At 41.9% G+C, this 22644-nt stretch carries 36 protein-coding genes; 1 reads left to right on the top strand and 35 read right to left on the bottom strand.

Annotated features, from left to right (window positions below):
- Window positions 1–61 precede the first annotated feature (61 nt).
- Complete coding sequence (locus EHQ16_RS15405; RefSeq protein ID WP_135632116.1) at window positions 62–2080, top strand: 1-acyl-sn-glycerol-3-phosphate acyltransferase; 2019 nt, start codon at window positions 62–64, stop codon at window positions 2078–2080.
- Here EHQ16_RS15405 and EHQ16_RS15400 read toward each other — a convergent pair.
- The 35 genes from EHQ16_RS15400 to rpsL form a co-directional block, all read right to left on the bottom strand.
- Complete coding sequence (locus tag EHQ16_RS15400) at window positions 2070–3890, bottom strand: PAS domain-containing sensor histidine kinase (RefSeq protein ID WP_135632907.1); 1821 nt, start codon at window positions 3888–3890, stop codon at window positions 2070–2072. The two genes, EHQ16_RS15405 and EHQ16_RS15400, sit on opposite strands and share 11 nt — an antisense overlap.
- Window positions 3891–3998: 108 nt before the next feature.
- Window positions 3999–4514 carry a 50S ribosomal protein L17 gene (gene rplQ, locus EHQ16_RS15395; RefSeq protein WP_135632115.1) on the bottom strand — a complete coding sequence of 172 codons (516 nt, stop codon included), beginning with the start codon at window positions 4512–4514 and terminating at the stop codon, window positions 3999–4001.
- 1 nt (window position 4515) lies between these two features.
- A complete protein-coding gene (locus tag EHQ16_RS15390) occupies window positions 4516–5493 on the bottom strand; it encodes a DNA-directed RNA polymerase subunit alpha (RefSeq protein WP_002974165.1) in 978 nt (325 codons plus the stop codon).
- A gap of 25 nt (window positions 5494–5518) precedes the next feature.
- Window positions 5519–6151, bottom strand: a complete 633-nt coding sequence (gene rpsD, locus EHQ16_RS15385) for a 30S ribosomal protein S4 (RefSeq protein WP_135602925.1) — start codon at window positions 6149–6151, stop codon at window positions 5519–5521.
- A 10-nt stretch (window positions 6152–6161) separates the two neighbouring features.
- Window positions 6162–6575 (bottom strand): 30S ribosomal protein S11, encoded by a 414-nt coding sequence (rpsK, locus tag EHQ16_RS15380; RefSeq protein ID WP_100743113.1) that lies wholly within the window; start codon window positions 6573–6575, stop codon window positions 6162–6164.
- 11 nt (window positions 6576–6586) lie between these two features.
- A complete protein-coding gene (gene rpsM, locus EHQ16_RS15375) occupies window positions 6587–6964 on the bottom strand; it encodes a 30S ribosomal protein S13 (protein WP_100790756.1) in 378 nt (125 codons plus the stop codon).
- 6 nt (window positions 6965–6970) lie between these two features.
- Window positions 6971–7084 (bottom strand): 50S ribosomal protein L36, encoded by a 114-nt coding sequence (gene rpmJ, locus EHQ16_RS15370; protein ID WP_002974084.1) that lies wholly within the window; start codon window positions 7082–7084, stop codon window positions 6971–6973.
- Window positions 7085–7093: 9 nt separating this feature from the next.
- Window positions 7094–7312 carry a translation initiation factor IF-1 gene (gene infA / locus EHQ16_RS15365; protein WP_012476295.1) on the bottom strand — a complete coding sequence of 73 codons (219 nt, stop codon included), beginning with the start codon at window positions 7310–7312 and terminating at the stop codon, window positions 7094–7096.
- 10 nt (window positions 7313–7322) lie between these two features.
- Entirely contained in the window at window positions 7323–7886 is a 564-nt protein-coding gene (locus tag EHQ16_RS15360; RefSeq protein WP_004783833.1) for an adenylate kinase, read from the bottom strand.
- Window positions 7887–7889: 3 nt separating this feature from the next.
- Complete coding sequence (secY, locus tag EHQ16_RS15355; RefSeq protein WP_002974039.1) at window positions 7890–9269, bottom strand: preprotein translocase subunit SecY; 1380 nt, start codon at window positions 9267–9269, stop codon at window positions 7890–7892.
- Between the two features lie 7 nt (window positions 9270–9276).
- Window positions 9277–9810: a 50S ribosomal protein L15 gene (gene rplO / locus EHQ16_RS15350; protein ID WP_135632114.1), complete on the bottom strand. Its 534-nt coding sequence runs from the start codon at window positions 9808–9810 to the stop codon at window positions 9277–9279.
- A gap of 4 nt (window positions 9811–9814) precedes the next feature.
- Window positions 9815–9994 carry a 50S ribosomal protein L30 gene (gene rpmD, locus EHQ16_RS15345; protein WP_100743117.1) on the bottom strand — a complete coding sequence of 60 codons (180 nt, stop codon included), beginning with the start codon at window positions 9992–9994 and terminating at the stop codon, window positions 9815–9817.
- 13 nt (window positions 9995–10007) lie between these two features.
- On the bottom strand, window positions 10008–10511 hold the full coding sequence (gene rpsE, locus EHQ16_RS15340) for a 30S ribosomal protein S5 (RefSeq protein WP_002973816.1): 504 nt from the start codon (window positions 10509–10511) through the stop codon (window positions 10008–10010).
- Between the two features lie 3 nt (window positions 10512–10514).
- The gene (gene rplR, locus EHQ16_RS15335) at window positions 10515–10883 is read right to left on the bottom strand and encodes a 50S ribosomal protein L18 (protein WP_100790758.1); all 369 of its coding nucleotides are present in this window, start codon (window positions 10881–10883) and stop codon (window positions 10515–10517) included.
- A 6-nt stretch (window positions 10884–10889) separates the two neighbouring features.
- Window positions 10890–11429, bottom strand: a complete 540-nt coding sequence (rplF, locus tag EHQ16_RS15330; RefSeq protein ID WP_002973724.1) for a 50S ribosomal protein L6 — start codon at window positions 11427–11429, stop codon at window positions 10890–10892.
- A 14-nt stretch (window positions 11430–11443) separates the two neighbouring features.
- Window positions 11444–11842: a 30S ribosomal protein S8 gene (gene rpsH, locus EHQ16_RS15325; RefSeq protein ID WP_002973604.1), complete on the bottom strand. Its 399-nt coding sequence runs from the start codon at window positions 11840–11842 to the stop codon at window positions 11444–11446.
- 16 nt (window positions 11843–11858) lie between these two features.
- On the bottom strand, window positions 11859–12044 hold the full coding sequence (locus EHQ16_RS15320) for a type Z 30S ribosomal protein S14 (RefSeq protein WP_012476296.1): 186 nt from the start codon (window positions 12042–12044) through the stop codon (window positions 11859–11861).
- 10 nt (window positions 12045–12054) lie between these two features.
- A complete protein-coding gene (rplE, locus tag EHQ16_RS15315; RefSeq protein WP_004783730.1) occupies window positions 12055–12606 on the bottom strand; it encodes a 50S ribosomal protein L5 in 552 nt (183 codons plus the stop codon).
- A gap of 2 nt (window positions 12607–12608) precedes the next feature.
- A complete protein-coding gene (rplX, locus tag EHQ16_RS15310) occupies window positions 12609–12992 on the bottom strand; it encodes a 50S ribosomal protein L24 (protein WP_135632113.1) in 384 nt (127 codons plus the stop codon).
- A gap of 1 nt (window position 12993) precedes the next feature.
- Window positions 12994–13386, bottom strand: a complete 393-nt coding sequence (gene rplN / locus EHQ16_RS15305) for a 50S ribosomal protein L14 (RefSeq protein WP_002974152.1) — start codon at window positions 13384–13386, stop codon at window positions 12994–12996.
- On the bottom strand, window positions 13383–13652 hold the full coding sequence (rpsQ, locus tag EHQ16_RS15300) for a 30S ribosomal protein S17 (protein WP_012388932.1): 270 nt from the start codon (window positions 13650–13652) through the stop codon (window positions 13383–13385). The genes rplN and rpsQ overlap by 4 nt, the downstream gene beginning before the upstream one ends.
- Before the next feature lie 3 nt (window positions 13653–13655).
- On the bottom strand, window positions 13656–13928 hold the full coding sequence (gene rpmC / locus EHQ16_RS15295) for a 50S ribosomal protein L29 (RefSeq protein WP_135632112.1): 273 nt from the start codon (window positions 13926–13928) through the stop codon (window positions 13656–13658).
- Complete coding sequence (gene rplP / locus EHQ16_RS15290; RefSeq protein WP_002974545.1) at window positions 13925–14338, bottom strand: 50S ribosomal protein L16; 414 nt, start codon at window positions 14336–14338, stop codon at window positions 13925–13927. Before rplP ends, rpmC begins: the two co-directional genes overlap by 4 nt.
- Window positions 14339–14360: 22 nt before the next feature.
- Window positions 14361–15038: a 30S ribosomal protein S3 gene (gene rpsC / locus EHQ16_RS15285; RefSeq protein ID WP_100790762.1), complete on the bottom strand. Its 678-nt coding sequence runs from the start codon at window positions 15036–15038 to the stop codon at window positions 14361–14363.
- Window positions 15039–15041: 3 nt separating this feature from the next.
- Window positions 15042–15392 carry a 50S ribosomal protein L22 gene (gene rplV / locus EHQ16_RS15280; RefSeq protein WP_004783773.1) on the bottom strand — a complete coding sequence of 117 codons (351 nt, stop codon included), beginning with the start codon at window positions 15390–15392 and terminating at the stop codon, window positions 15042–15044.
- An 8-nt stretch (window positions 15393–15400) separates the two neighbouring features.
- Window positions 15401–15679 carry a 30S ribosomal protein S19 gene (gene rpsS, locus EHQ16_RS15275; RefSeq protein ID WP_100743125.1) on the bottom strand — a complete coding sequence of 93 codons (279 nt, stop codon included), beginning with the start codon at window positions 15677–15679 and terminating at the stop codon, window positions 15401–15403.
- A 13-nt stretch (window positions 15680–15692) separates the two neighbouring features.
- Window positions 15693–16529 carry a 50S ribosomal protein L2 gene (gene rplB / locus EHQ16_RS15270; RefSeq protein WP_020777805.1) on the bottom strand — a complete coding sequence of 279 codons (837 nt, stop codon included), beginning with the start codon at window positions 16527–16529 and terminating at the stop codon, window positions 15693–15695.
- Between the two features lie 2 nt (window positions 16530–16531).
- Complete coding sequence (locus tag EHQ16_RS15265) at window positions 16532–16837, bottom strand: 50S ribosomal protein L23 (protein ID WP_004783612.1); 306 nt, start codon at window positions 16835–16837, stop codon at window positions 16532–16534.
- Window positions 16838–16841: 4 nt separating this feature from the next.
- Window positions 16842–17477, bottom strand: a complete 636-nt coding sequence (gene rplD / locus EHQ16_RS15260) for a 50S ribosomal protein L4 (protein WP_002973655.1) — start codon at window positions 17475–17477, stop codon at window positions 16842–16844.
- Between the two features lie 19 nt (window positions 17478–17496).
- Window positions 17497–18120: a 50S ribosomal protein L3 gene (gene rplC, locus EHQ16_RS15255; RefSeq protein WP_002974191.1), complete on the bottom strand. Its 624-nt coding sequence runs from the start codon at window positions 18118–18120 to the stop codon at window positions 17497–17499.
- A gap of 11 nt (window positions 18121–18131) precedes the next feature.
- Window positions 18132–18440 (bottom strand): 30S ribosomal protein S10, encoded by a 309-nt coding sequence (gene rpsJ, locus EHQ16_RS15250; protein ID WP_002974412.1) that lies wholly within the window; start codon window positions 18438–18440, stop codon window positions 18132–18134.
- Between the two features lie 5 nt (window positions 18441–18445).
- Complete coding sequence (tuf, locus tag EHQ16_RS15245; protein ID WP_002974170.1) at window positions 18446–19651, bottom strand: elongation factor Tu; 1206 nt, start codon at window positions 19649–19651, stop codon at window positions 18446–18448.
- Window positions 19652–19700: 49 nt separating this feature from the next.
- Complete coding sequence (locus EHQ16_RS15240) at window positions 19701–21647, bottom strand: elongation factor G-like protein (RefSeq protein ID WP_135632111.1); 1947 nt, start codon at window positions 21645–21647, stop codon at window positions 19701–19703.
- 73 nt (window positions 21648–21720) lie between these two features.
- Window positions 21721–22194, bottom strand: coding sequence for a 30S ribosomal protein S7 (rpsG, locus tag EHQ16_RS15235; RefSeq protein WP_015678186.1), 474 nt, complete (start codon window positions 22192–22194; stop codon window positions 21721–21723).
- A 14-nt stretch (window positions 22195–22208) separates the two neighbouring features.
- Entirely contained in the window at window positions 22209–22583 is a 375-nt protein-coding gene (rpsL, locus tag EHQ16_RS15230; RefSeq protein WP_004783543.1) for a 30S ribosomal protein S12, read from the bottom strand.
- Between the last annotated feature and the right edge of the window lie 61 nt (window positions 22584–22644).

Raw genomic sequence — 22644 nt, 5'->3', positions numbered from 1 at the left:
GTAAAAATCGAATAGACAAATCGAAAATTTTCAGTAATTTAATGTCGGTTTAGAGGCATACATGACAGAAAAAGAAGCCACTTTGGGACGCTGGCATAAAGAATTTTTTGAGAACATCCACCTATTTGTAAAATCGGGACTTACCGAGTCCGAAGCAAAGTCCATTTTAGAAGAGTTTTTAGTCCTTTCGCAAAGTACGCCAAAACCAAAGGTAATGGATATCTTCCAAGAACCAGAACGTTTGGAAGAGATAGGAGTTTTCACAGACATACGTCCCGAACCTCGCGACTTTATGTTAAAATTTCTCGATCCCATCATGAAAAAATTCAAAGTAGAGGGAACAGAAAACCTCAAACTTTTAGATGGAGTCATCGGCAAATATCCAGTCACTTTAATCTCAAACCACCTAAGCCATTTGGATGCCCCTGCCATCTTTACTCTTCTTTACAATTCTGGGCCAGAAGGGAGGAAAATTGCAGAATCACTGGTTTTTATCGCAGGACGCCTTGCCTTCGAACCAGACTTCACTCGCCTGGGACTCTATATGTTTGGAACCCTTCTCGTCTGTTCCAAAAAGGATATGGCCGACAACCCATCGTTATCGGATGTAATGACCAAAATCAATATGCGAGCCTTTCGTAATTCGCAGAAACTACAATCTGATGGAAAGGTAATCTCTATTTTCCCTGAAGGAACGAGGTCTCGCGATGGAAGGCTTATGCCTTTTGTGGACACAGTGTACCATTATGTTGCCAACAAAGTGATCCTTCCTATCTCACTAGAAGGAACAGAAAAAATTCTTCCTATCGAAGGTTTACTTTTTAACCAAGCTGTCGGAAAACTTGTGATCGGCAAACCAGTGCTTGTTGGTGAACTCACCAAAAAGGAAATGGAAACATTCCCCAAACACATTGAACAAATTTCTTTTCCAGGGACTGGTGACAAAAAGCAGTTTATCATTGATAACTTAGCACTTCTTGTAGGTAGCAATCTAAACAAACACAAACATGGAACCTATCGTAACCTTTATAAAGGGGACGTAAGGGAAACAAACCAACTCATCCCTATTCCTAAAAAACCAGAAGAACATGTTGTCATCATCGGATCGTCCAACATGTCAGTGGCATTTGCTTGTGTGATGGCAAATAAGAATGTCAAAGTTACTATCTACACTCCCGATTCCGAAATTGTAAAACAAAGTAACGAAGAAAGACGTGATATTGTCCATTACCCAATTTACAAACTTCCACCAAACATTGAATTTTCTGACAAACCGGAAGTAATGGAGTCCGCCACACTGTTCATCCAAGGAACAAATCCTTGGGAATTTGATGGAATTTATTCAAAAATCAGAACCTATCTTCAAAAAAACAAATCTCCTATGGTGAATGTCATCAAAGGATTTACGGGATCAAAAAAAGGACTCATTTTAGAGGACTTAAATGAACTTTTGCTCATTGAAAGGGAAAGGTTGGCAGTCGTATCCGGTGCTTGTTACCCAGACCAAATTATGGAAAGAAAAATTTCCGGATTTGAAATTTCAGCTTTTGAAGATTCCCTCATTCCAAAACTCCAGGAACTTCTCGCCAACAACTATGTATTCACAAGACCCGCTATCAATTCTAGAGATACAAAAGGTGTACAACTTGGAGGAGCTTTAAAAACGATTTATGCTCTCGCAATGGGACTTGTGGAAGGATATTTCAAACGAGAGTTAGGTGGGAACGTAGACAACACTTTATTCCATTTGAGCAATCGTTTCTTCAATGAAATGGTTTCCATTGGAGTGTTACTCGGGGGGGATCCAACCACCTTCAATGGCCTTTCTGGAATGACAGACTTTATGTTGGCTTGTTTTGGATCTGATACGCGGGATAGAAAGTATGGTTATGATTTAGCCAATGGCACAAGACCTGAAAAGATCACCAATGGATTTTATGGATTAAAGGTATTACCAAATCTCATCCAATTAGATGAAAAAAGGCATCCTATAGTCACAGCGGCCTACAGGACTGTCATCCAAAACGAAGAGTTTGATTTGGTTGCAGAAAAACTGCAGATGCAACTGGCTAGGATTTAGGAAGAATCACTTCAAATACAGTATTGCCGGGTTCTGAGTGAAACTGGATCCGGCCATGGTGTCTTTCTTCCACAGATTGTTTCACAATCCCGAGGCCAAGCCCAGACCCTTCCCCCTTTTCTTTCGTCGTATAAAAAGGTTCAAAAATTCTTTTTTGGATGGCAACGGGAATCCCTGGGCCGTTGTCTTTAATTTGAACCATAACTTCCTTTTCTAATTCATCTACCTGGATGGTAAGTTTTCCTTTGAAAGCCATGGCTTGTAAGGCATTATAAATCAGATTGGTCCAAATTTGAATGAGTTCATCAGGATAACCAGCAATCAAAGGACTCACATTGTACAAACGAATACAATCGACACCTGACTTCATTTTGCTTTGATACAAAGTCAGAACTGTTTCAATGGTATCCACAACATTGATTTCCGATTTTGCTTCATTTTTATCAAATCTTCCGTAATTCTTTAAACTATAAACAATTTTGGAAGTTCTTTCCACTGCCAAACGAATGGATTCAATACTACGGAGAGTGTTGAGTTCAGAAAGAACTAACTCGAGTAAAGTGGACGATTTAAATCGAGGCAAAAAACCTTGGTTTTCAAGGAAAAAATCAGGAACTCCAAGATCAACGATTCGATCTGCCAAATCATATGCTGGTTCAATACCGAGTCGAACAAAGATCCCTTCTAAATTTTTTTTAGCCTTACGAGCCTCGGCAAATGCATACGACTTCGGTTTGACTTTGAATAAATCGACAACCCAAGCCACAACCTCACCCACTTCCTCTTCCGAATACTTTGCAAAACATTCTTTAATCTGGGACAAACGGTTTCCGAAATTTCCCATACGATTATAAATTTGTTCGCTAAAAGCAGAAATGGCGGCAAGTGGATTGTTGATTTCATGGGCGACACTAGCAACTAACTGACCTAAGGTTGCCATCTTTTCAGATAGGATTAGTTGGTCTTGGGTTTTTTGGAGATCTTCTAAAATCCGATTGAGTTCTTTCGTCCTTTCTTTGACAGCAAATTCAAGTGCTTCTTTATTTTGTTTTGATTCTGTAATATCAATCAAAATAGCAAGTAAGGTGGGCCTTCCGTGATTATTGAGGATTGTATTCCCAGAAACCACATGACGAATTTCTCCTGTTTTGGTACGAACACTTGCCTCCATCCCGGTACTCCAACCTTTTTTTTGAACCTCTGCTAGAAGTCTGGCCCGGTCTAGTTTGGTGATCCAAATATTTAATTCATGGGAGGTTTTTCCAATGATTTCATCGCGGTCGTAACCAATCAACCGGCAATAGGCTTCATTGATATCATCGTATTTCCCAGTTTCTGCATTGGAAAGGCTAACGGCTGCTGGGTTGAGGCGAAAGACACTTTCAAATAGTTCTTTGCTAATGACGAGTTCGTTTTGTAATGCATGAGCTAGATTTTCTTTTTCTTTTAACGCTGTGATGTTTTGTCCGGCTGATAATAGATACTTTCCATTTTCCACAATACGACCACTAAACAGGATGACAACGGTCGCACCTGTTTTCGTAATGAGGGGCACTTCCTTGTTGAGGATAAAACCGTCCTTCCTTAGTCCTTCTAAAATGAATTCGCGGTCATTTGCATTGGAATAAATCCCTAAATCAAGAGTGGATTTACCAATTACCTCCTCTTTCGTCCGACCAAGCCAATTACAGTATACGTCATTTACGTCTACGTACAGCCCAGTCTGCATATCGGTGAGTGCCATCCCTATGGGACTAGAACTAAAGGCCGTATGCCAAATAGAATCGGATATGGAAAGGGAGGAAGACATTCGTTTGGAATGTAGTATTTGATCAGAATACAAAACGAATGCAATAAAAAAAAAGCCTACTCGGAGTTGAGTAGGCTTCTCGTCTCTAATTAGAGAAAAAGTTTTCGCTTATTTCGCAGCTGCTTTTTCTTTTTTAGGTTTTTTAGGTTTTTCTTCCTTTTTTGCCGGTTTCTTTTCTTCGCGTTTCGCTCGCACTTCTGCTTTTAACTCATCTTGCGTTTTGCGATCTACAAGTTCCAAAATTCCCATGGCAGTGTTGTCAGAAGGACGGTTTACCAAACGGATGATTCTTGTATACCCACCCACTCTTTCAGCGTAACGATTCGCAAGGTCTTTCAAAAGTTTAGTTACGATTTCTTGGTCACCAAGATGGCTATAAAGATATCGTGTATTGTGCAGGATTGCTGCATTTTTCTTTTGTTCATCAAGATTTGCTAAGTTAGCATCTAAATTGCGTTTTGCTCTAGTGATGATTCGTTCTGCGTAAGAACGAGCCACTTTTAACTTCGCAACAGAAGATTCAATTCTTTCGTGACGAAGCAAAGAGATTACCATATTTTGAATCATAGCTTTTCTATGATCCGCGGATCTGTTGAGTTGTTTAACTTTATTACGTTTATTCATCTTAAAAATCTCTCATACCGAACGAAAGTCCCATAGAGGAAAGTTTTGCTTTCAACTCTTGTAAACTTTGTTCGCTGAAATGTTTTGATTTAGTCATTTCGTCTTCTGATCTCTTAACGAGTTCACCAATGAAGTCGATTTCCAAACTACGAAGAACGTTAGTCGAACGAACAGATAGTTCTAATTCTTCTACATGTTTAGATAAAGCTGCTTTTAGTTTTTCGTCAGCTTCATCCAACTCTTCTTCTTCTTCTTCAATTTCTTCTTCAAAGTTAATGAAAACAGTTAGGTGGTCTTTTAGGATCTTTGCTGCTTGCGCTACTGCATCTTCAGGAGAAACAGAACCGTCAGTCCAAACTTCCATAGTGAGTTTTTCGTAATCAGAACGTTGTGCAACACGAGTTTCCGATACTTCAAACAATACTTTTTGGATTGGTGAAAAAATAGAATCGATAGGGATAGTTCCCAAAACTTCGATGTCTTTCTTTTTGTCTTCCGCAGGAACGTAACCACGTCCTCTTTGGATTTCCAAATCCATAATCAAATTGGCATCCTCATTGAGAGTGGCAATATGAAGGTCTGGGTTCATGATTTCAATAGAAGAATCAACAGCCAAATCAGCTGCACGGAAGTAACCTGCACCTTTTAGTTCTAGGTGGATTACTTTGCTTGCTTCTTTGTCTTCAGGCTCGTATTTGATTCGAACTTGTTTTAAGTTAAGAATGATACGAGTTACGTCTTCTGCTACACCTTCAATATAAGAGAACTCGTGAGAGACTCCTTCAATCCGAATCGCGGAAATTGCTGCACCTTCGATAGAAGACATGAGCGTACGACGAAGCGAGTTACCGATCGTAGTACCAATTCCTCTTTCGAAAGGTTCTGCAACAAACTTACCGTAGTTTGGAGTATTCACATCGGTAGTGAATTCGATTTTTTTGGGTCTTTTAAAACCTTTTAATAAATTCTTTGGAGACAATGTCGTATCCTTCTTCTCTAAATTCTTACTTCGAGTACAACTCTACGATTACCTGTTCTTTCACAGGAATATCAATATGCTCTCTTGTTGGAAGTGAAGTCACTTCTCCGGAGAACTTGGTATAATCCACACTAACCCAAGAAGCAGTACGATTGATTGCTTGAGCAAGTTTGATATTTTCTTCGATAAACGTGGATTTTTGGAACTTCTCACGGATTTCGATTTTATCACCAACATTCACACGATAAGAACAAATATCCACTCGGTGACCATTCACAAGGATATGTCTGTGAGCCACAAAGTTACGAGCTTGTCTTCTAGTGACTGCAAAACCCATACGATAAAGAACGTTATCCAATCGTCTTTCGAGGAATTGGAGTAAGTTCTCACCAGGAATCCCTGGAGTGTGGGATGCTTCTTCGAAGTATCTACGGAATTGTTTTTCTAAAACACCGTATGCGCGTTTTACTTTTTGTTTTTCACGAAGCTGAGCTCCGTATTCCGTAATCTTTCCTTTTTTCTTAGGAGGAAGACCTGGTGGGTACTTTCTCTTTTCTAGGGAAGATTTTTCTTTATGTAAAGTATGACTATTTTTGAGAAAGAGGTTAAGTCCCTCTCTTCTCATCAATTTAACAACTGGACCTCGGTAACGTGCCATAATCTAATTCCTACACCCTTCTTCTTTTTCGTGGTCGGCACCCATTGTGCGGGAGCGGAGTTACGTCTTTAATGAGTTTGATTGAAATTCCTTTCGTAGTTAAAGAACGAATGGCAGACTCACGTCCAATTCCTGGACCTGAAACCATTACATCTACTTCGGAAAGGCCAGCAGCTTCGATTGCTTTTTCAGCTGCATTGGTAGCGGCAACTTGTGCAGCATACGGAGTGGATTTTTTGGATCCACGAAATCCCATCATTCCAGACGAGGACCAAGATAGAACGTTTCCAGCCATATCCGTAATGGACACGATTGTATTGTTAAACGAAGCTTGGATATAAACCTTACCCCGTGGAACGTTCTTCTTTTCTTTTTTCTTAACCTTTTTGGTATCTTTTTTATTCTTTGCGTCTTTTTCAGCCATGGACTCGTCCTCTACTTAGTAGCCTTTTTCTTGTTAGCTACAGTTTTCTTGACACCCTTGCGAGTTCTTGCGTTGGTTCTTGTTCTTTGTCCGTTAACAGGAAGTCCACGTCTATGGCGGAAACCTCTATAACAACCTACGTCCATCAATCGTTTGATGTTTAGGTTGACTTCGGAACGAAGATCCCCTTCTACCTGGTATGATTCTTCAATGACTCGTCGGATCGCGGCTTCTTGTTCGTCCGAAAGGTCCTTCACCCGGATAGATTCGTCAATTCCTGCTTTTTTCAGGATATTTTGAGAGGACGTCTTACCAATACCAAATACGTATGTAAGACCGATCAATATTCTTTTGTTTGATGGTAAATCAACACCCGCGATACGTGCCATATCTTTCTATCTTTGCCTTTGTTTGTGTTTTGGGTTCGTGCAAATCACTCGGATTACACCTTTTCTGCGAATGACTTTGCACTCTGGACAGATTTTTTTTACTGATGCTCTAACTTTCATTATTGTTCCCTATTTCTTTCTGTAAGTGATTCGGCCCTTGGTTAGGTCATAAGGAGAAAGTTCTACAGTAACTTTATCGCCGGGTAAAATACGGATATAATGCATACGCATTTTTCCCGAAATATGTGCTAGAACTTTGTGACCATTCTCTAGTTCCACGCGGAACATAGCGTTCGGTAACGGTTCTAAAACGGTTCCGTCAATAGTTATTGCTTCTTCCTTAGCCAGGGTCTATCTCCTACTGGATCGATTTTAAAATAGTGTTAGTGATTTCTTCCATACTTCCCAAACCATTGATTTGCCGAAGGATCCCAGAGCCTTTATAAAAGTCTATTAGGGGCAACGTCTTGGTGTTGTAAGTATGCAGACGGTTTTTGATGGTCTCTTCGTTGTCATCCGAGCGTCCTTCTTTGATCGCTCTACCTAGCAACCGTTTGACGAGTTCTTCGTCAGGAACGTCTAGGTTGACAACGGAGTCGAGTTCCATGCGGAGCTCTTTGAGGATTTCCGAGAGAGCCTTTGCTTGCTCCACCGTCCTAGGAAATCCATCCAGTATGAATCCATTTGCACAATCAGCTTCGACCAATCGGTCGCGAATTATGCCTATAACGACAGCATCTGGAACAAGGTCTCCAGCGTCCATATATTTTTTTGCTTCTATCCCCATAGGGGTTCCGTTTTTTACGGCAGCGCGGAGGATGTCTCCGGTAGAGATCTGTGGAATTTGGTATTTCTCTTTGATGATGTCAGCTTGGGTCCCTTTTCCAGCGCCTGGGGGCCCCATAAATATGAGTCTCTTCATTCGTTACACTCTTCCCTTGATTTTAGTCTTCTTCATGAATCCTTCGTAATTTCTCATCAGGAGTTGGGCTTCGATTTGTTTCAAAGTTTCGAGTGCCACACCCACCATAATGAGAAGTGAAGTTCCTCCGAAAGTATACACCAAAGTTCCCCCACCGGTGTTAGAACCGAGGTTTAAAAACTTGATGATGAGATACGGAGCAAGAGCAAGACCAGCAAGGAAAAGAGCACCCGGAAGGGTGATTCGATTCAAGATTTTCTCGATCATATCTTTTGTTTGGCTACCAGGACGAACTCCCGGAATGAACCCACCGTATTTTTTTAGGTTATCAGCTAACTCTTGTGGGTTGAACTGAATCGCCGTATAAAAATAAGCAAAGAAGATGATTAAAGATGTATAAATCACATAATAGAAAAGGGCATGGTACCAAATTTGTGAAAATGGATTAAAATAGTCCATAATCACTGCCCAACCTGCCCACTGACCACCCTTAGAGGATAACCACTGAACAATTGTTTGTGGGAAAAGAATCAGTGAAGATGCAAAGATAATTGGCATTACATTGGCACTGTTCACTTTGAAAGGAATGGATTGGCTACGAGCCTGAACCATCTTTCTTCCCACCATTTGTTTTCCGTAATTTAACGGAACCCGGCGCACCCCTTGGGTTAAAATCACCGTAAGTGAAATAAGAACAATAAAGATAATGATAAGGATAAGAATGCTAAGAGCATCTGAGGTATCAGAAGTAAACATCGCAATGAGTGCTTCTGGCATACGACCAATGATACCGGCAAAGATAATGAGAGAGATTCCGTTACCGATCCCACGTTCTGTGATTTGTTCCCCGAGCCAAATAAGAAGAACCGTTCCCGTAGTGATGGATAACATCGCAATTGGTAAAAAGTATCCTTCGACTGATGGGTTGATAAGCCCTGGGTATTTTGCTTGCGCTGTTCCCGATCCAGTCGACCAAGAATTTGCAAGTTGGATCACAGCAAGAGACTGGATCGCACAAAGGATGAGAGTTCCGTACTTAGTGTACTGTTGGATCTTCTTTCTACCCTCTTCCCCTTCTTTTTGCATTTTTTGCAAACTTGGAATGAGAACCATCACAAGTTGCATAATGATCGAAGAAGAGATATAAGGCATAATCCCTAGTGCAAAAATAGAAAATTTTAAAAGTGCACCACCAGCAAACAAATCCACCATTCCGAGGAAACCTTCACTCGGATCGGCAGTAATGCCCGTTACAATCAAACTGTTGATTCCTGGAATAGTCACGTGAGTTCCCATTCTGAAAAGTAACAACATACCTATCGTAAATAGGATTTTAGATCTTAATTCCGGGATTCGAAAGATGTTAGCGATGGTTTGAAACATAGGTTATCTAGTTTTTTTTCTCTTCTTTTTTCTTTTCTCTAATGATGACTTTTCCACCTGCTTTTTCAATTTTCTCTTTTGCAGAGGCAGAAAAAGCATCTACTGTAATGGTGATGGCAACAGTCACTTCTCCAGTTCCGAGTAATTTGATTGGTCCAACTTCAGACTTAATCAAAGACTTGGCTTTGAGAATCGCAGGAGTTACTTCCCCAGAAAGACCTGCTTTAGTTAAAGAGATCAAGTTTACTGGTTGGTATTCTAGAGAGAAAATATTGGTAAAACCACGTTTTGGCAAACGTCTGTGAAGAGGAAGCTGTCCCCCCTCGAATCCACGTCTCATCGAAGCTGCACGAGCTCTTTGTCCTTTGGAACCACGAGTGGAAGTTTTTCCCATTCCGGATCCTGGACCTTGACCCACACGTTTCGGAGAAGTTTTTGCACCTTCCGGAACCGGAACCAAGTTTTTGTTGCCGAGGGATGTGGATTTTTTTGGGCGTTTTGCCCCAAATCCACGACCTTGTTCAATTCTATCTTGTGCCATACAATTATACCTTTTCCACTTTCAACAAGTAACCTACTTGTCGTAACATCCCTTTCAATTGGGGAGTCATTTTGTGTTTTTTGGATTGACCTTTCTTTTTAAGGCCGAGTGCAATTAGGGTTTTTTTGTGTATCGGGATGATACCAATAGAACTTCTTTCTTGCGTTACGATCACTTCTTCCATAATCAGTTACCTTTTATAGATCTTGCCCAAACAAATGTTTGAGGCTAACACCACGTCGTTTTACCGCCATAGACGGAGTTTCCAACTGTTGTAATGCATCCATAGTCGCCTTCACAATGTTCATCGGGTTTGAAGATCCCCATGATTTTGTTAAAACATCTTGGATTCCTGCTCTTTCCAAAACGGATCGAACAGAAGCTCCAGCGATGATCCCCGTTCCCGGAGAAGCTGGCTTCAAAATCACTCGAGCGGATTTGAACTGTCCCACAACATCGTGAGGAACGGTATGACCGATATAGTGAATGGATTTTAAATTCTTTTTTGCCGATTCAATGGACTTTCGGATGGCATCTGGAACTTCATTTGCTTTTCCAAATCCAATTCCTACTTTTCCTTTAGAGTCACCAACAACGGATAGAGCGTTGAAGGAGAAACGACGTCCCCCCTTCACTACCTTGGCAACTCGGTCGATTTTTACGACCTTCTCAGTAAATTCTTTTGTTTCTTCTTCTAACATCATTTAGAACTCCAATCCACCTTCGCGGGCAGAATCAGCAAAAGCAGCGATCTTTCCATGGTAAACCATTCCAGATCTGTCGAGTACCACTTGGGAAACCCCTGCTTTTTTCGCTTTTTCAGCGACTACTTTACCGAGTTCGGTCGCAGCCGATTTACTCTTCTTAGAATTTTCATGTTTCGGAAAATCTTTCCCTAAAGTGGTTGCATAAACAAGCGTTACACCTTTTGCATCATCAATGATTTGTGCAGTGAGGTAACGGTTTGTTTTGTTGAAAACCAACCGAGGTCTTTCCGATGTAGAGCGGAGTTTGTATCTAACTCGTTCCGCTCGTCTCAATCTTTTGATATTTTTAGCTGTCTTGTTGATCATGACGTTCTACTTCTTACCGGTTTTTCCGGCCTTTCTACGGATGTATTCGTTCTGATATTTGATCCCTTTCCCTTTGTAAGGTTCAGGTGGTCTTTTCGAACGAATGTCAGCCGCAACTTGTCCAACCAGTTGTCGGTCAATTCCCGATACTTTGATTTTTAGCTGATCTGCAACATCGATTTTGATACCAGTAGGTTCAGGGAAAACCACTTCGTGAGAATATCCAAGAGCCATCACTAGATCTTTACCACGTTTTTGTGCACGGTAACCGACCCCAGTGATTTCTAAGTTTTTTTCCCAACCAGTTGTCACACCTTTTACGCAGTTCATCGCAAGAGAGCGAACGAGACCGTGGAGCGCCACAGTCTTTTGGTCTTCACTTTTGCGAGTAAAAACTAATTCGCCGTTTTCTACATTGGCGCTGACACCTTCGTAAAGTGGAGTTTTTAGTTCCCCTAAAGGCCCTTTGATTGTAAGGGCTTCAGCTTCTGCTTTCACTTCTACCTTTGCAGGCAATTTGATAATACTTTTTCCAACTCGAGACATGGTGATATCGTTCTCTAGAATACCTTACAGAGAACTTCCCCTCCTACTCTGAGTTTACGAGCACGTTTCCCAGTCATCACACCTTTCGAAGTCGAAAGGATGAGGGTTCCGATGTTATTTCGGAACGGACGGATTTCACCAGATTGGATGTAAACGCGACGACCTGGAGTGGAAACTCTCTCGATCATACGAATTACCGGTTTTTTTTCCGTGTCGTATTTTAATTTCACTTGGAAGTCATCAAAACTTCCATTTTTTACTGTTTGAACATCATCAACAAAACCTTCTTCTTTAAGAAGATCTAGGATGGACTTTTTGATTTTGCTACCAGGAATCACACAAAGCTCATGTTTAGCTTGTTGTGCGTTTCTGATTCTTGTTAGCATATCTGCGATTGGATCTGAAAGACTCATACTTACCTTAACCTAATTACCAGGAGGACTTTTTCACACCGGGGATCTGAGCCTTGCTAGCAAGGTCCCGGAAGCAAAGACGACACATATCAAAGCGGCGCAAATAAGCGCGTGATCGACCACAAAGAGGGCAACGATTGTACTCTCTCACTTTGAATTTTTGCTCTTTGGCGTGGCGTTCCATCATTGATTTTTTCGCCATGATAAATCTCCTACTTACCTGCCGCTCGGTAAGGCATACCGAAGGCTTGGAATAATTCGAACGCTTCTTTGTCCACTTCCGTGTTCGTTACGAAAGTGATATTGATCCCATAGATAGTATTGATTTTATCAAAATGAATCTCAGGGAAGATGATCTGTTCTTTTACGGACAGGTTATAATTTCCTCGACCGTCGAAACCTTTTGGATTAACTCCGCGAAAGTCACGAACCCGTGGAAGAGCCACGTTAATGAATCTGTCAAGGAACTCATACATATGATGACCACGAAGGGTAACTTTGCAACCAAGCACCATTCCCTCTCTCACTTTGAAACCCGCAATGGACTTCTTAGCGAATGTTTTCACCGGTCTTTGGCCTGTGATTTGGCCAATTTCTACCAAACAAGCTTCCATCGCTTTTGGGTTGGTGTGAGCTTCGCCCATACCAACGTTAATCACGATTTTTTCTAGTTTGGGAACTCGCATCACACTTTGAAAGCCGAGTGACTTTTGGAGTGTAGGACGAATTTCCTTCTCGTATTTTGATTTAAGCCTAGGTACCATAACTATACTTCTTTCCCTTCTGGTCGAGTCACTCGTACGGATTTACCATCCTTCTTGGCAAAGCCCAAGCGTACAGCCTTAATTTTCTTCTTTGGCTTCGCTTTGTTCTCTGCTTTTGCATCGTGAAACATCACATTGGAAATATGGATTGGGAATTCGATTTCGATCGCTCCACCTTGAGGGTTCTCTTGGGTTGGGCGCACGAATCTTTTTCTTTTGTTCACACCTTCGATATAAACGCGGTCTTTGCGTTTATCTACAGCGAGAACTTTCCCTTTTTTTCCTTTTTCTTTACCGGAAATCACAAGAACTTCATCGTCCTTTTTGATTTTCGTTTTCTTGAATTTAGTGGGCTCGGAGCCTCTATATGCTAATTTAGCTGCCATTCTAGAGAACCTCCGGAGCGAGAGATATAATTTTCATGTATTTTTTATCGCGAAGTTCACGGGCAACAGGTCCGAAGATCCTGGTTCCTTTTGGATTCCCTTTGTCATCAATGATGGCAACGGCATTGTCATCGAAACGAATGTAAGTTCCATCTGGACGACGAACTTCTTTTTTCGTTCTCACAACAACTGCTCTTTGAACTGCTTTGTTATGCACTTTTTTTCCTTGCCCGTCACGAAGACCGTATGCAGGTTGTGCTTCCTTAACAGCGACGATGATTTCGTCACCAAGCGTAGCGTAGCGTTTTTTGGAACCGCCAAGCACTTTAACGCACATGACTTTTTTCACACCCGAGTTATCGGCTACTTGTAAAATAGTTTCTTGTTGGATCATACTAATTTCGCCTTCTCAATTACCTTTACAAGTTTATGGTGTTTCTGCTTAGAAAGTGGTCTTGTTTCCACAGCGATGACTCGATCACCAACTTGACACTCGTTCTTCTCGTCGTGAATTTTCACGCGGGAAGTTCTGGTCATAATCTTCTTAAACCGTGGGTGCACTTTTCTTGTGATGATTTCGATCACTACAGTTTTATCCATAGCATCGCTCACAACTACACCTTGAATGGTTAAAGACTTTTTAGAGTTTTTATCTTCCATAACCTACTTCTTCTTACCTTTGCTTGTTTTTGCAGCTTTAGGAGCCGAACCAGCTTTCGGTGCGATTTGTTTGAGTTTGCCCTTTGCAGCTAGTTCCTTCTCACGAAGTACAGTTAACGCTTGGGCAATTCTCTTCTTATGATTGCGGATCCCTTTTGGGTTCTCAAGAGATCTTGTGACACCAAATTGAAATCTTGCTTTTCTTACTTCTTCGGAAGAGGAAAGAATTTCTTTCTTCAAATCTTCAGGAGATAGTGATTTGAAATCGTCTTTCATAGAACGTTCCTCTTAACAAATGAAGTTTCTACCGGCAGTTTAAACGCTGCTAGGTGAAGTGCTTTTCTTGCTGTTTCCTCATCAATTCCAGCCATCTCAAAAAGAACACGGCCTGGACGAATCTCAGCAATCCAGAATTCTGGGTTACCTTTACCTTTACCCATACGAGTTTCGGCAGGTTTCTTTGTGATTGGTAAATGAGGGAAGATCCTGATCCACAATTTCCCACCTCGTTTCACTTGGCGGTTGATAGTAATCCTTGCAGCTTCGATTTGTCGCGCAGTGATACGACCGGAAGAGATGGCTTTTAGACCATACTCACCGAACGCAACGTAAGAACCTCTTTCGTCCTTACCTTTTAAGCGCCCTCTTTGGCGTTTTCTAAATTTTACTCGTTTAGGTGCTAACATGATTGTTTCTCTTTAGTACTTCTTAACTAGTTCTACGTTTTACAGCGTATTTATCTTCATCAGACTCTTCCTTAGTTGGGAAGTAGTCACCTGTATAAGTCCATACTTTCACACCAATTTGTCCGAAAGTCGTGAGGGCTTCTTTGAATCCAAAGTCAATTTTAGCACGAAGAGTATGAAGAGGAACTCGTCCTTCCATATACTTTTCAGTTCGTGCCATATCCGCTCCGTTGAGACGTCCAGAGATTTGGATTTTCACACCTTCCACTCCACCGCGCATCGCACGACGAAGTTCTGCTTTCATCACTCGACGGAATGGCATCCTTTGTTCGATTTGAAGGGCAACCGTTTCCGCAATTGCTTGTGCAATCACTTCTGGTTTTTTCACTTCGATGATGTTCATTCCGATCGGTTTATCAGCGTATTTTTTAAGTTCTTGTTTTACCGCTTCAATGTTTTGGCCTTTTTGACCAATCACCATACCTGGTTTAGAAGTATGGAGGTTTACGTTGATTTTTTCAGGGAATCTTTCGATTACGATCTTAACAACGGATGCGTTTTTGAATTTCTTCTGAAGGAATCTACGGATCTTGATATCTTCGTGAAGATTTTTAATGTAATCTTGTTTGGAAAACCAAACCGAATCCCAATTACGTGTGATTCCGATTCGTAGTCCGATTGGATTTACTTTCTGACCCATAAATTAGCTAACCTTCTTTTCGATTTCAGATACAACAACAGTGATGTGGCTTAGGCGTTTACGGATCCGAGAAGCACGACCACGTGCTCTTGGGCGGAAACGTTTCATGATAGGGCCGTCATCCACATAGATTTTTTTAACATAAAGTGAACTTGGATCCAAACTTTCGTTCATTTGGACTGCGTTCGCCACTGCCGAGTTGAGAAGGTTGATGATCATTGAACTTGCTGCTTTATTAGTAAAACGCAAGATATCAATGGCTTCCTTATAATCGTATCCACGAACTTCATCAGCAACCAGGCGAGCTTTTCTGGCAGAAATTCTGAGGTGTTTTCCTACTGCTTTTGCTTCCATCTCTCTACCTATTTCTTCGCTACTTTTTTGTCTCCACCGTGACCTTTGAAGGTTCTAGTGGGAGCAAATTCACCGAGTTTGTGACCGATCATGTTTTCGTTTACATAAACAGGAACAAACGCTTTGCCATTATGAATCATGACTGTATGACCAATCATATCTGGATAAATGGTACTTCTTCTTGACCAAGACTTGAAGGGAGTTTTTTTCCCTTCAGAGTTTAGGCTCGTAATTTTTTTCATGAGGTGGTCGTCAATGAACGGACCTTTTTTTAAGCTTCTAGCCATGAGTATCTAGATCCTACCTATTCCTGTTTTTCTTACGTCTTTGGACAATAAAACGGTCAGACGGTCTAGTCTTACGTGTTTTAAATCCTTTCGTAGGTTTACCCCAAGGAGTCACTGGGTGACGACCTCCGGAAGTTCTACCTTCACCACCACCGAGTGGGTGGTCCACAGGGTTCATAACGACCCCTCTTACTTTCGGTCTCTTTCCTAACCAACGGTTACGTCCCGCTTTTCCAATGATGACCAAGTTATGGTCTTTATTGGAAAGTTCTCCGATAGTCGCTAAACACTCTTTACGAACCTTTCGGATTTCCGAAGAAGGAAGTTTGAGAGATACATAGTCACCATCTTTAGCGGAGATCACAGCAAAAGATCCTGCTGTGCGAGCGATTTGACCGCCTTTTCCGATATGAAGTTCAATGTTGTGAACGTTAGTTCCTGCAGGGATTTTATCCAAAGGAAGTGTGTTCCCTAGTTTGATCTCTGCATTAGCACCTGATTCAATTTTATCCCCAACTTTTAAGCCGTTAGGAGCTAAAATGTATCGGTATTCTCCATCTGCATAACAGACCAGAGCAATAAAAGCAGAACGGTTTGGATCGTATTCGATTGTTTTTACAGTCGCAGGGATTCCAAATTTATTACGTTTGAAATCGATGATCCGGAACTTTCTTTTGTTACGTCCACCTTTGCGTCTAACAGCGATACGTCCCTTATTGTCACGACCAGCTTTGTAAGAAATGTTGGCAGTGAGTGGTTTGTAAGGAACCACTTCAGTGATTTCTTTGAAATCTAGAACGGAATAATACCGGCTAGACTGCGTTGTGGGTTTAAGTTTTCTAATTCCCATAATTAAACCTTAGCAAAATCCAAATTTGCTCCGTCAGCAAACGTCACTACAGCTTTTTTGTAGTGAGGTCTTGGGGACGGCATGTTTCTAAAACGTTTCATTTTCCCACGGTAAACGGCTACGTTTACAGCAGTTGGAACAACGTTATACATTTGTTTCAGGGCTTGTTTGATCAAAGTTTTGTTCGCATCCGGGTGGACTTTGAACGTATACTTGACAGTTCTTTTTCCCATACGTTCTCCAATTGATTGAAGGTCTTGCGACTTTTCTGTAACAACTGGTGATAAGATTACATTCTCTAGGTTCACTGTCTTATCCTTTCTTAGAATACTGTGCCTGAAGCTCTTTCAAAGCGCTTTCAGAGATTACTAAATTGTTATTATAGAGGATGTCTCGGCAAACGACTCGTTTGCTGTTCACATATTTGAGGTTCTCTATATTGCGAGTGGATTTTTTGAGGAATTGGTTTTCACCAGCTACCACAAAACCCACGTTACCCTTCTCCGCAATTTCCATGTTCTTCAAAATGTTGTAGATGGATTTTGTGGAGTAAGAAGAAGGTTCTACGTCTTCTATGATCGCGATTCTGTTTTCTTCTGCCTTTTTGTTAAGGATGGAGAGAACAGCCTTTTTCTTAACGCTGCGTGACAAGTTAGAGGAATAATCTCTTGGTTTTGGTCCATGAATGATACCACCACCAACGAAATGTGGAGCTCTAATGGATCCTTGTCTTGCACGACCAGTTCCCTTTTGAGCCCAAGGTTTGATTCCCCCACCGCGAACTTCGGAACGATCTTTAGTAGAATGTGTTCCTTGTCTGTTGTTCGCATTTTCAGCTTTAACCGCATCATAGATGGCTCCAAGCGAAATGCCGGTAGCAAATAATTCTGCCGGAAGTTCAACTTCGCTTACGAATACGCCTTCTTTATTGTATTTACGCGCTTTCATGTTCTACCTATCTATTTATTTATCCGATTTTCTCTATCGTAACGATACCGCGTTCTCTTCCTGGAACCGGACCGGATACAAATACCAAGTTGGCGTCTGCATCAATTTTTACTACTTTCAGGTTTCGAACAGTGCTCTGTTCAGAACCCATTCTTCCGCCCATTTTCAAACCCTTGAACACACGTCCAGGAGTTGTGTTAGAACCAATCGAACCAGGATGTCTTTGGAATCTGGAACCGTGTCCAGCAGGACCACCAGCAAAACCGTGTCGTTTAACAACACCTTGTGTTCCCTTTCCCTTAGAAGTTCCGGTTACTTTCACCGTGTCGTTCAAAGCAAACACATCAGCGAGTTTTACCTCAGCACCAACTGCTACATCCTCAAAACCTTTGAATTCAATCAGAGTTTTTTTAGGAGCTGCAATGTTAGCTTTTTTAATGTGTCCAACTTCGGCCTTCGTCATGTGTTTTTCTTTGGCATCACCAAATGCTAATTGAACCGCTTCGTAGCCGTCGTTCGCAGATGTTTTTACCTGGGACACAAAACAAGGACCCACGCGTAAAACAGTTACAGTAACCATTTTACCTTCGTTATTGAATATGTGGGCCATGCCCAATTTTTCGCCGATTAAACCTTTAGCCATGGATCCTATCCTTAGGATTTAATATCTACGGAAACTCCAGCAGGGAGTTGAAGCTTCATCAGGGCTTCTACCGTATCTTCATTCGTATTTAAAATATCGATGAGTCTCTTGTGAGTTCTCATTTCAAATTGTTCTCTAGCTTTTTTATTCACGTGCGGAGAACGTAATACCGTGTAGATTTCTTTTTTCGTTGGAAGTGGGATTGGACCGGAGACAGTAGCTCCGGTCCTCTTCGCAGTCGCAACGATTTCAAAGGTTGATTGGTCAATCAACCGATGATCGAAAGCTTTTAACTTAACGCGAATTCTTTGTCCAGCCATTGGGATTACTCAACGATCTCCGCAACAACACCAGAACCAATTGTTCTTCCACCCTCACGGATAGCGAACTTCAAACCTTGGTCCATAGCAATTGGGTGGATAAGTTCGATTGACATCGTAACGTTATCTCCCGGCATAACCATCTCCATTCCACCAGGAAGGTTACAAACACCAGTGATGTCTGTAGTTCTGAAGTAGAACTGAGGACGGTAGTTGTTAAAGAATGGAGTATGACGTCCACCTTCGTCTTTAGTAAGAACGTAAACTTCCGCTTTAAATTTTCTGTGTGGAGTGATAGTACCCGGTTTCGCAAGAACTTGACCTCTTTCGATGTCTTCTTTTTTAGTTCCGCGAAGAAGAGCACCAATGTTGTCTCCAGCTTCTGCTTGATCGAGTAGTTTACGGAACATCTCAATACCAGTAACAACTGATTTAGATGTATCACGGATACCAACGATTTCGATCTCGTCGTTGATCTTAAGAACACCTTGCTCCACACGACCAGTTGCAACAGTTCCACGACCAGTGATTGAGAATACGTCCTCAACTGGCATAAGGAAAGGTTTATCAACAATACGTGTAGGGTTTGGAACGTAAGTATCAACAGCTTCCATAAGTTTAAGAATGGATTTCATTCCTAAGTCAGAATCTTCACCTTCAAGAGCTTTTAATGCAGAACCAGAGATGAAAGGTGTTTTATCACCAGGAAAGTTGTATTTGTTAAGAAGGTCTTTGATTTCCTCTTTAACCATCTCAACCATATCGTCTCTTTCATCAGCAGCGAGCATGTCAGCTTTGTTTAGGTAAACCACGATGTAAGGAACCCCTACTTGGCGAGCAAGAAGGATGTGTTCTTTAGTTTGTGGCATAGCACCGTCAGTTGCAGATACTACGAGAATCGCAGCGTCCATCTGAGCAGCACCAGTAATCATGTTTTTAACATAGTCCGCGTGTCCCGGGCAATCTACGTGTGCGTAGTGACGGTTTGGAGTTTCATACTCCTGGTGAGACGTTGCAATAGTAATCCCACGAGCCTTTTCTTCGGGCGCATTGTCGATTTGGTCATAAGCAATCGCTTTATTTTTTCCACCAACTAACTTCGCAAGCGTTGTAGTGATTGCTGCTGTTAGGGTTGTCTTACCGTGGTCAACGTGACCAATAGTTCCGATGTTTAAGTGTGGTTTTGAACGGTCAAATTTTTCTTTAGCCATTGTTAGAATCTACTCCTCAATCGTGGTGCAAGACCCGATCCTCGGTTCTTTACTCCTTTAAAACTGCATGAAATTCATAGGTAAAAGCAGTCCTTTCCCAAGAAATGCCAATCCCTTTGGTCATGTTTCTAAGAGCCCCTGAAAAGCCAAGCAGGTTTTGGGCCGGTGCATTGGCTTTTAAGTGACTCTTCCCTGCCACAGCTTCCTCGATGGAGACCACCTTAGCGTTTCTGCGACTTAGATCAGAAAGAACTACACCTAAGTGGTCTGCGTCCACCATCACTTCTATTTCCGTGAGGGGTCCGACCAAATATGTGTTGGATGGAAACAATTCCTTTACACCTGCCAGTATCGCTACTTTCAAAAGCGTCAAAGTGATTTGCACGTCTCCCTTCGGCATCTCGTAAGAGAGAACACGAAGTCTAAGACCTACAACTTCCTCACCGTAGAACCCGTGTAAGCAGGCTTCCAAAAAGGACGTTTCTATCGAATTTTTTACTTCTTCCGGAAGACTTACCTCGAAGGCAATATGCTTCGAAAAATCGGCAGTATCTTCCAGGACTGCGATGAGCGCGCCGCTTGATTTTTGATCTTCAAAGGCACGATGCTCTAGGGCAACCTTATGAGACATTTTTTTAAGATGCTCTAATTTGGCAATGTTTATCGAACTAAAATTGAGTTTTTTTTCGGTTCTTTCCATTACCCTTCGGATTCCAATTTCCAAATGGAGTTCTCCTCGGCCAAGGAGTACCAACTGTCCGGTATCTTCCTTGTTTTGGAGCACATACCCTGGATCTTCCCAAACCAGTTCTTCCAGGCGACATAACCAAAACTCTTTCTCCGATGATTCGTCTGGTTCCAAGACCACAGAGAAAGGGCTTTGGGAACGATCCGAAGGTGGGCCCTCTTCTTCGGAAGGAAGGCCATTTGTTTGGACCACTGACTTGGCGGGCAATAGAACTAGATCCAAGTGATTTTTTAGGAAAACCAATTTACCCTTTTGTAAAGTAGTGAGTGTTTCTTCTGTTTCTGGATCTAGGAAATGAAAGGGATTTTCCTCTATAGAATTTCCTTTCGCTCGGCGGGTGGAGTTCTCCTCTCCATTGGTTAGCAACTGCTTCCATAAAGACTGGATCTCATCCAAGCGGATATCACGTGTTGGATAAACGACCGCATACCGACCAAACTCAGGATTAGTCCTTCTCGAGAGGACAAGCATTGGCAAGGCAAGAGAAGAAGGATCTTCTGTTTCTTTTGGTTCTGTCCAAAGTACCAAATCCAAAAGTTCCCGAACTCCCTCCCCCGTTTTCGCAGAACCTCCGTAAACAGGATAGAGTTTCCCGGCCTTCGGGCCCGTGTGTAACCCAATCATCGAAAAGTCCGTTTGGCCAGAAGGATCGTTCCAGGAGGAAATCATCAGATCATCGCTCCAGGAAATTAATTCTTCTTTTACTGTTTTTGGAAAAGCGGAAGGGTGCTGGAAATAGTATTCCAATTTTCCCAATTCGTCTTTCTGAAAGAGAGCCACAGGAGCTCCGCCTAAAATTTCTTCTAAAGACACAAGAGTGTCCAAGTAATCATCTCCAAACCTATCCAGTTTGTTGATAAAAAACACCATAGGAACAGAGGCTTTTGTTAGTTCCTCAATGACAAGGCGGGCTTGTGATTGCACCACAGTCCCTGCCTCCAAAACAACTATGGCAGTTTCCATAGCAGGCAAAAGGTCTGTGACTTGGTTACGAAAGTCAATATGACCCGGTGTGTCTACGAGTTGGATCCTGAACTCACCAAAATTTGTATTCCATGGAAGGGAATGAAATGTGGTGCGAATGGAAATTCCTCGGTCAATTTCTTCCTGTAAAGAATCCGATTCCGTGTTCCCGTCTTCAATGGAACCGACAGCAGAAATTTTACCTGCTTCAAATAAGATTCGTTCGGTGAGTGTGGTTTTACCCGAATCAATATGTGCAAAAATTCCAACTGTTCGGTATTTCATGATTTTTGTGCGCTAAAATAAAAAAGCCAGGTTTTCACCTGGCTTATCAATGTTTGGAATCGAATGGATGAGACTACCAGCGGTAGTGGGAGAAAGCCTTGTTGGCGTCTGCCATCTTTCTGATGTCTTCTTTTTTCTTGATCGCAGATCCGGTGCCTTTTTGCGCTTCCATAAATTCTGCAGCCAATTTGTTCTTCATTGATTTTTCGTTTCTACCACGGCTGTATTTGATAAGCCATCTGATACCAAGTGCAAGACGTCTTTCTGGACGAACTTCAATTGGTACTTGGTAAGTAACACCACCCACTCGGCGGGATTTTACTTCCACTTGTGGTTTTGCATTTTCCAATGCTTCTTGGAAAACTGCAAAAGGATCTTGTCCTGTTTTTTTAGCAATTACTTCTAATGCATCGTAGAACACGGCTTCAGCGACACTTTTTTTACCATCTACCATTAGGCAGTTGATAAACTTAGAAATCACCTTGTCATTGTATTTAGGATCGCCTTCGATGTGGCGTGGTTCAACTTTTCCTCTTCTTCTAGACATATACCTTTCTCCGATTACGCTTTAGGACGCTTAGCGCCGTATTTAGAACGTCCTTTACGACGTTTGTCTACACCGAGTGTATCCAGTGTTCCACGAATGATATGATAACGAACCCCTGGTAAATCTTTTACCCTTCCCCCACGGATGAGAACCACGTTGTGTTCTTGGAGGTTATGGCCTTCACCAGGAATGTAAGCAGTCACTTCAATTCCAGTAGTGAGGCGAACCCTTGCTACTTTACGAAGAGCTGAGTTCGGTTTTTTAGGAGTAAAGGTCATTACCCTAGTGCAAACTCCACGTCTTTGTGGGCATGCTTTTAGGGCAGGAGATTTAGTTCTTTTCTTTTGGTCTTCTCTTCCAATGCGGATGAGCTGGTTAATTGTAGGCATTCGATTCCTTCTTCTACTTCTCTGTCTTTAAAAAAATAATGACGTTTTCGTCCAAAATTCC

This window comes from Leptospira kanakyensis (genome assembly GCF_004769235.1).
Classification (GTDB): Bacteria; Spirochaetota; Leptospiria; order Leptospirales; family Leptospiraceae; genus Leptospira_A; species Leptospira_A kanakyensis.
Note: the sequence above shows the minus strand (reverse complement) of the source record. Positions and strands in the feature narration are given on the sequence as shown.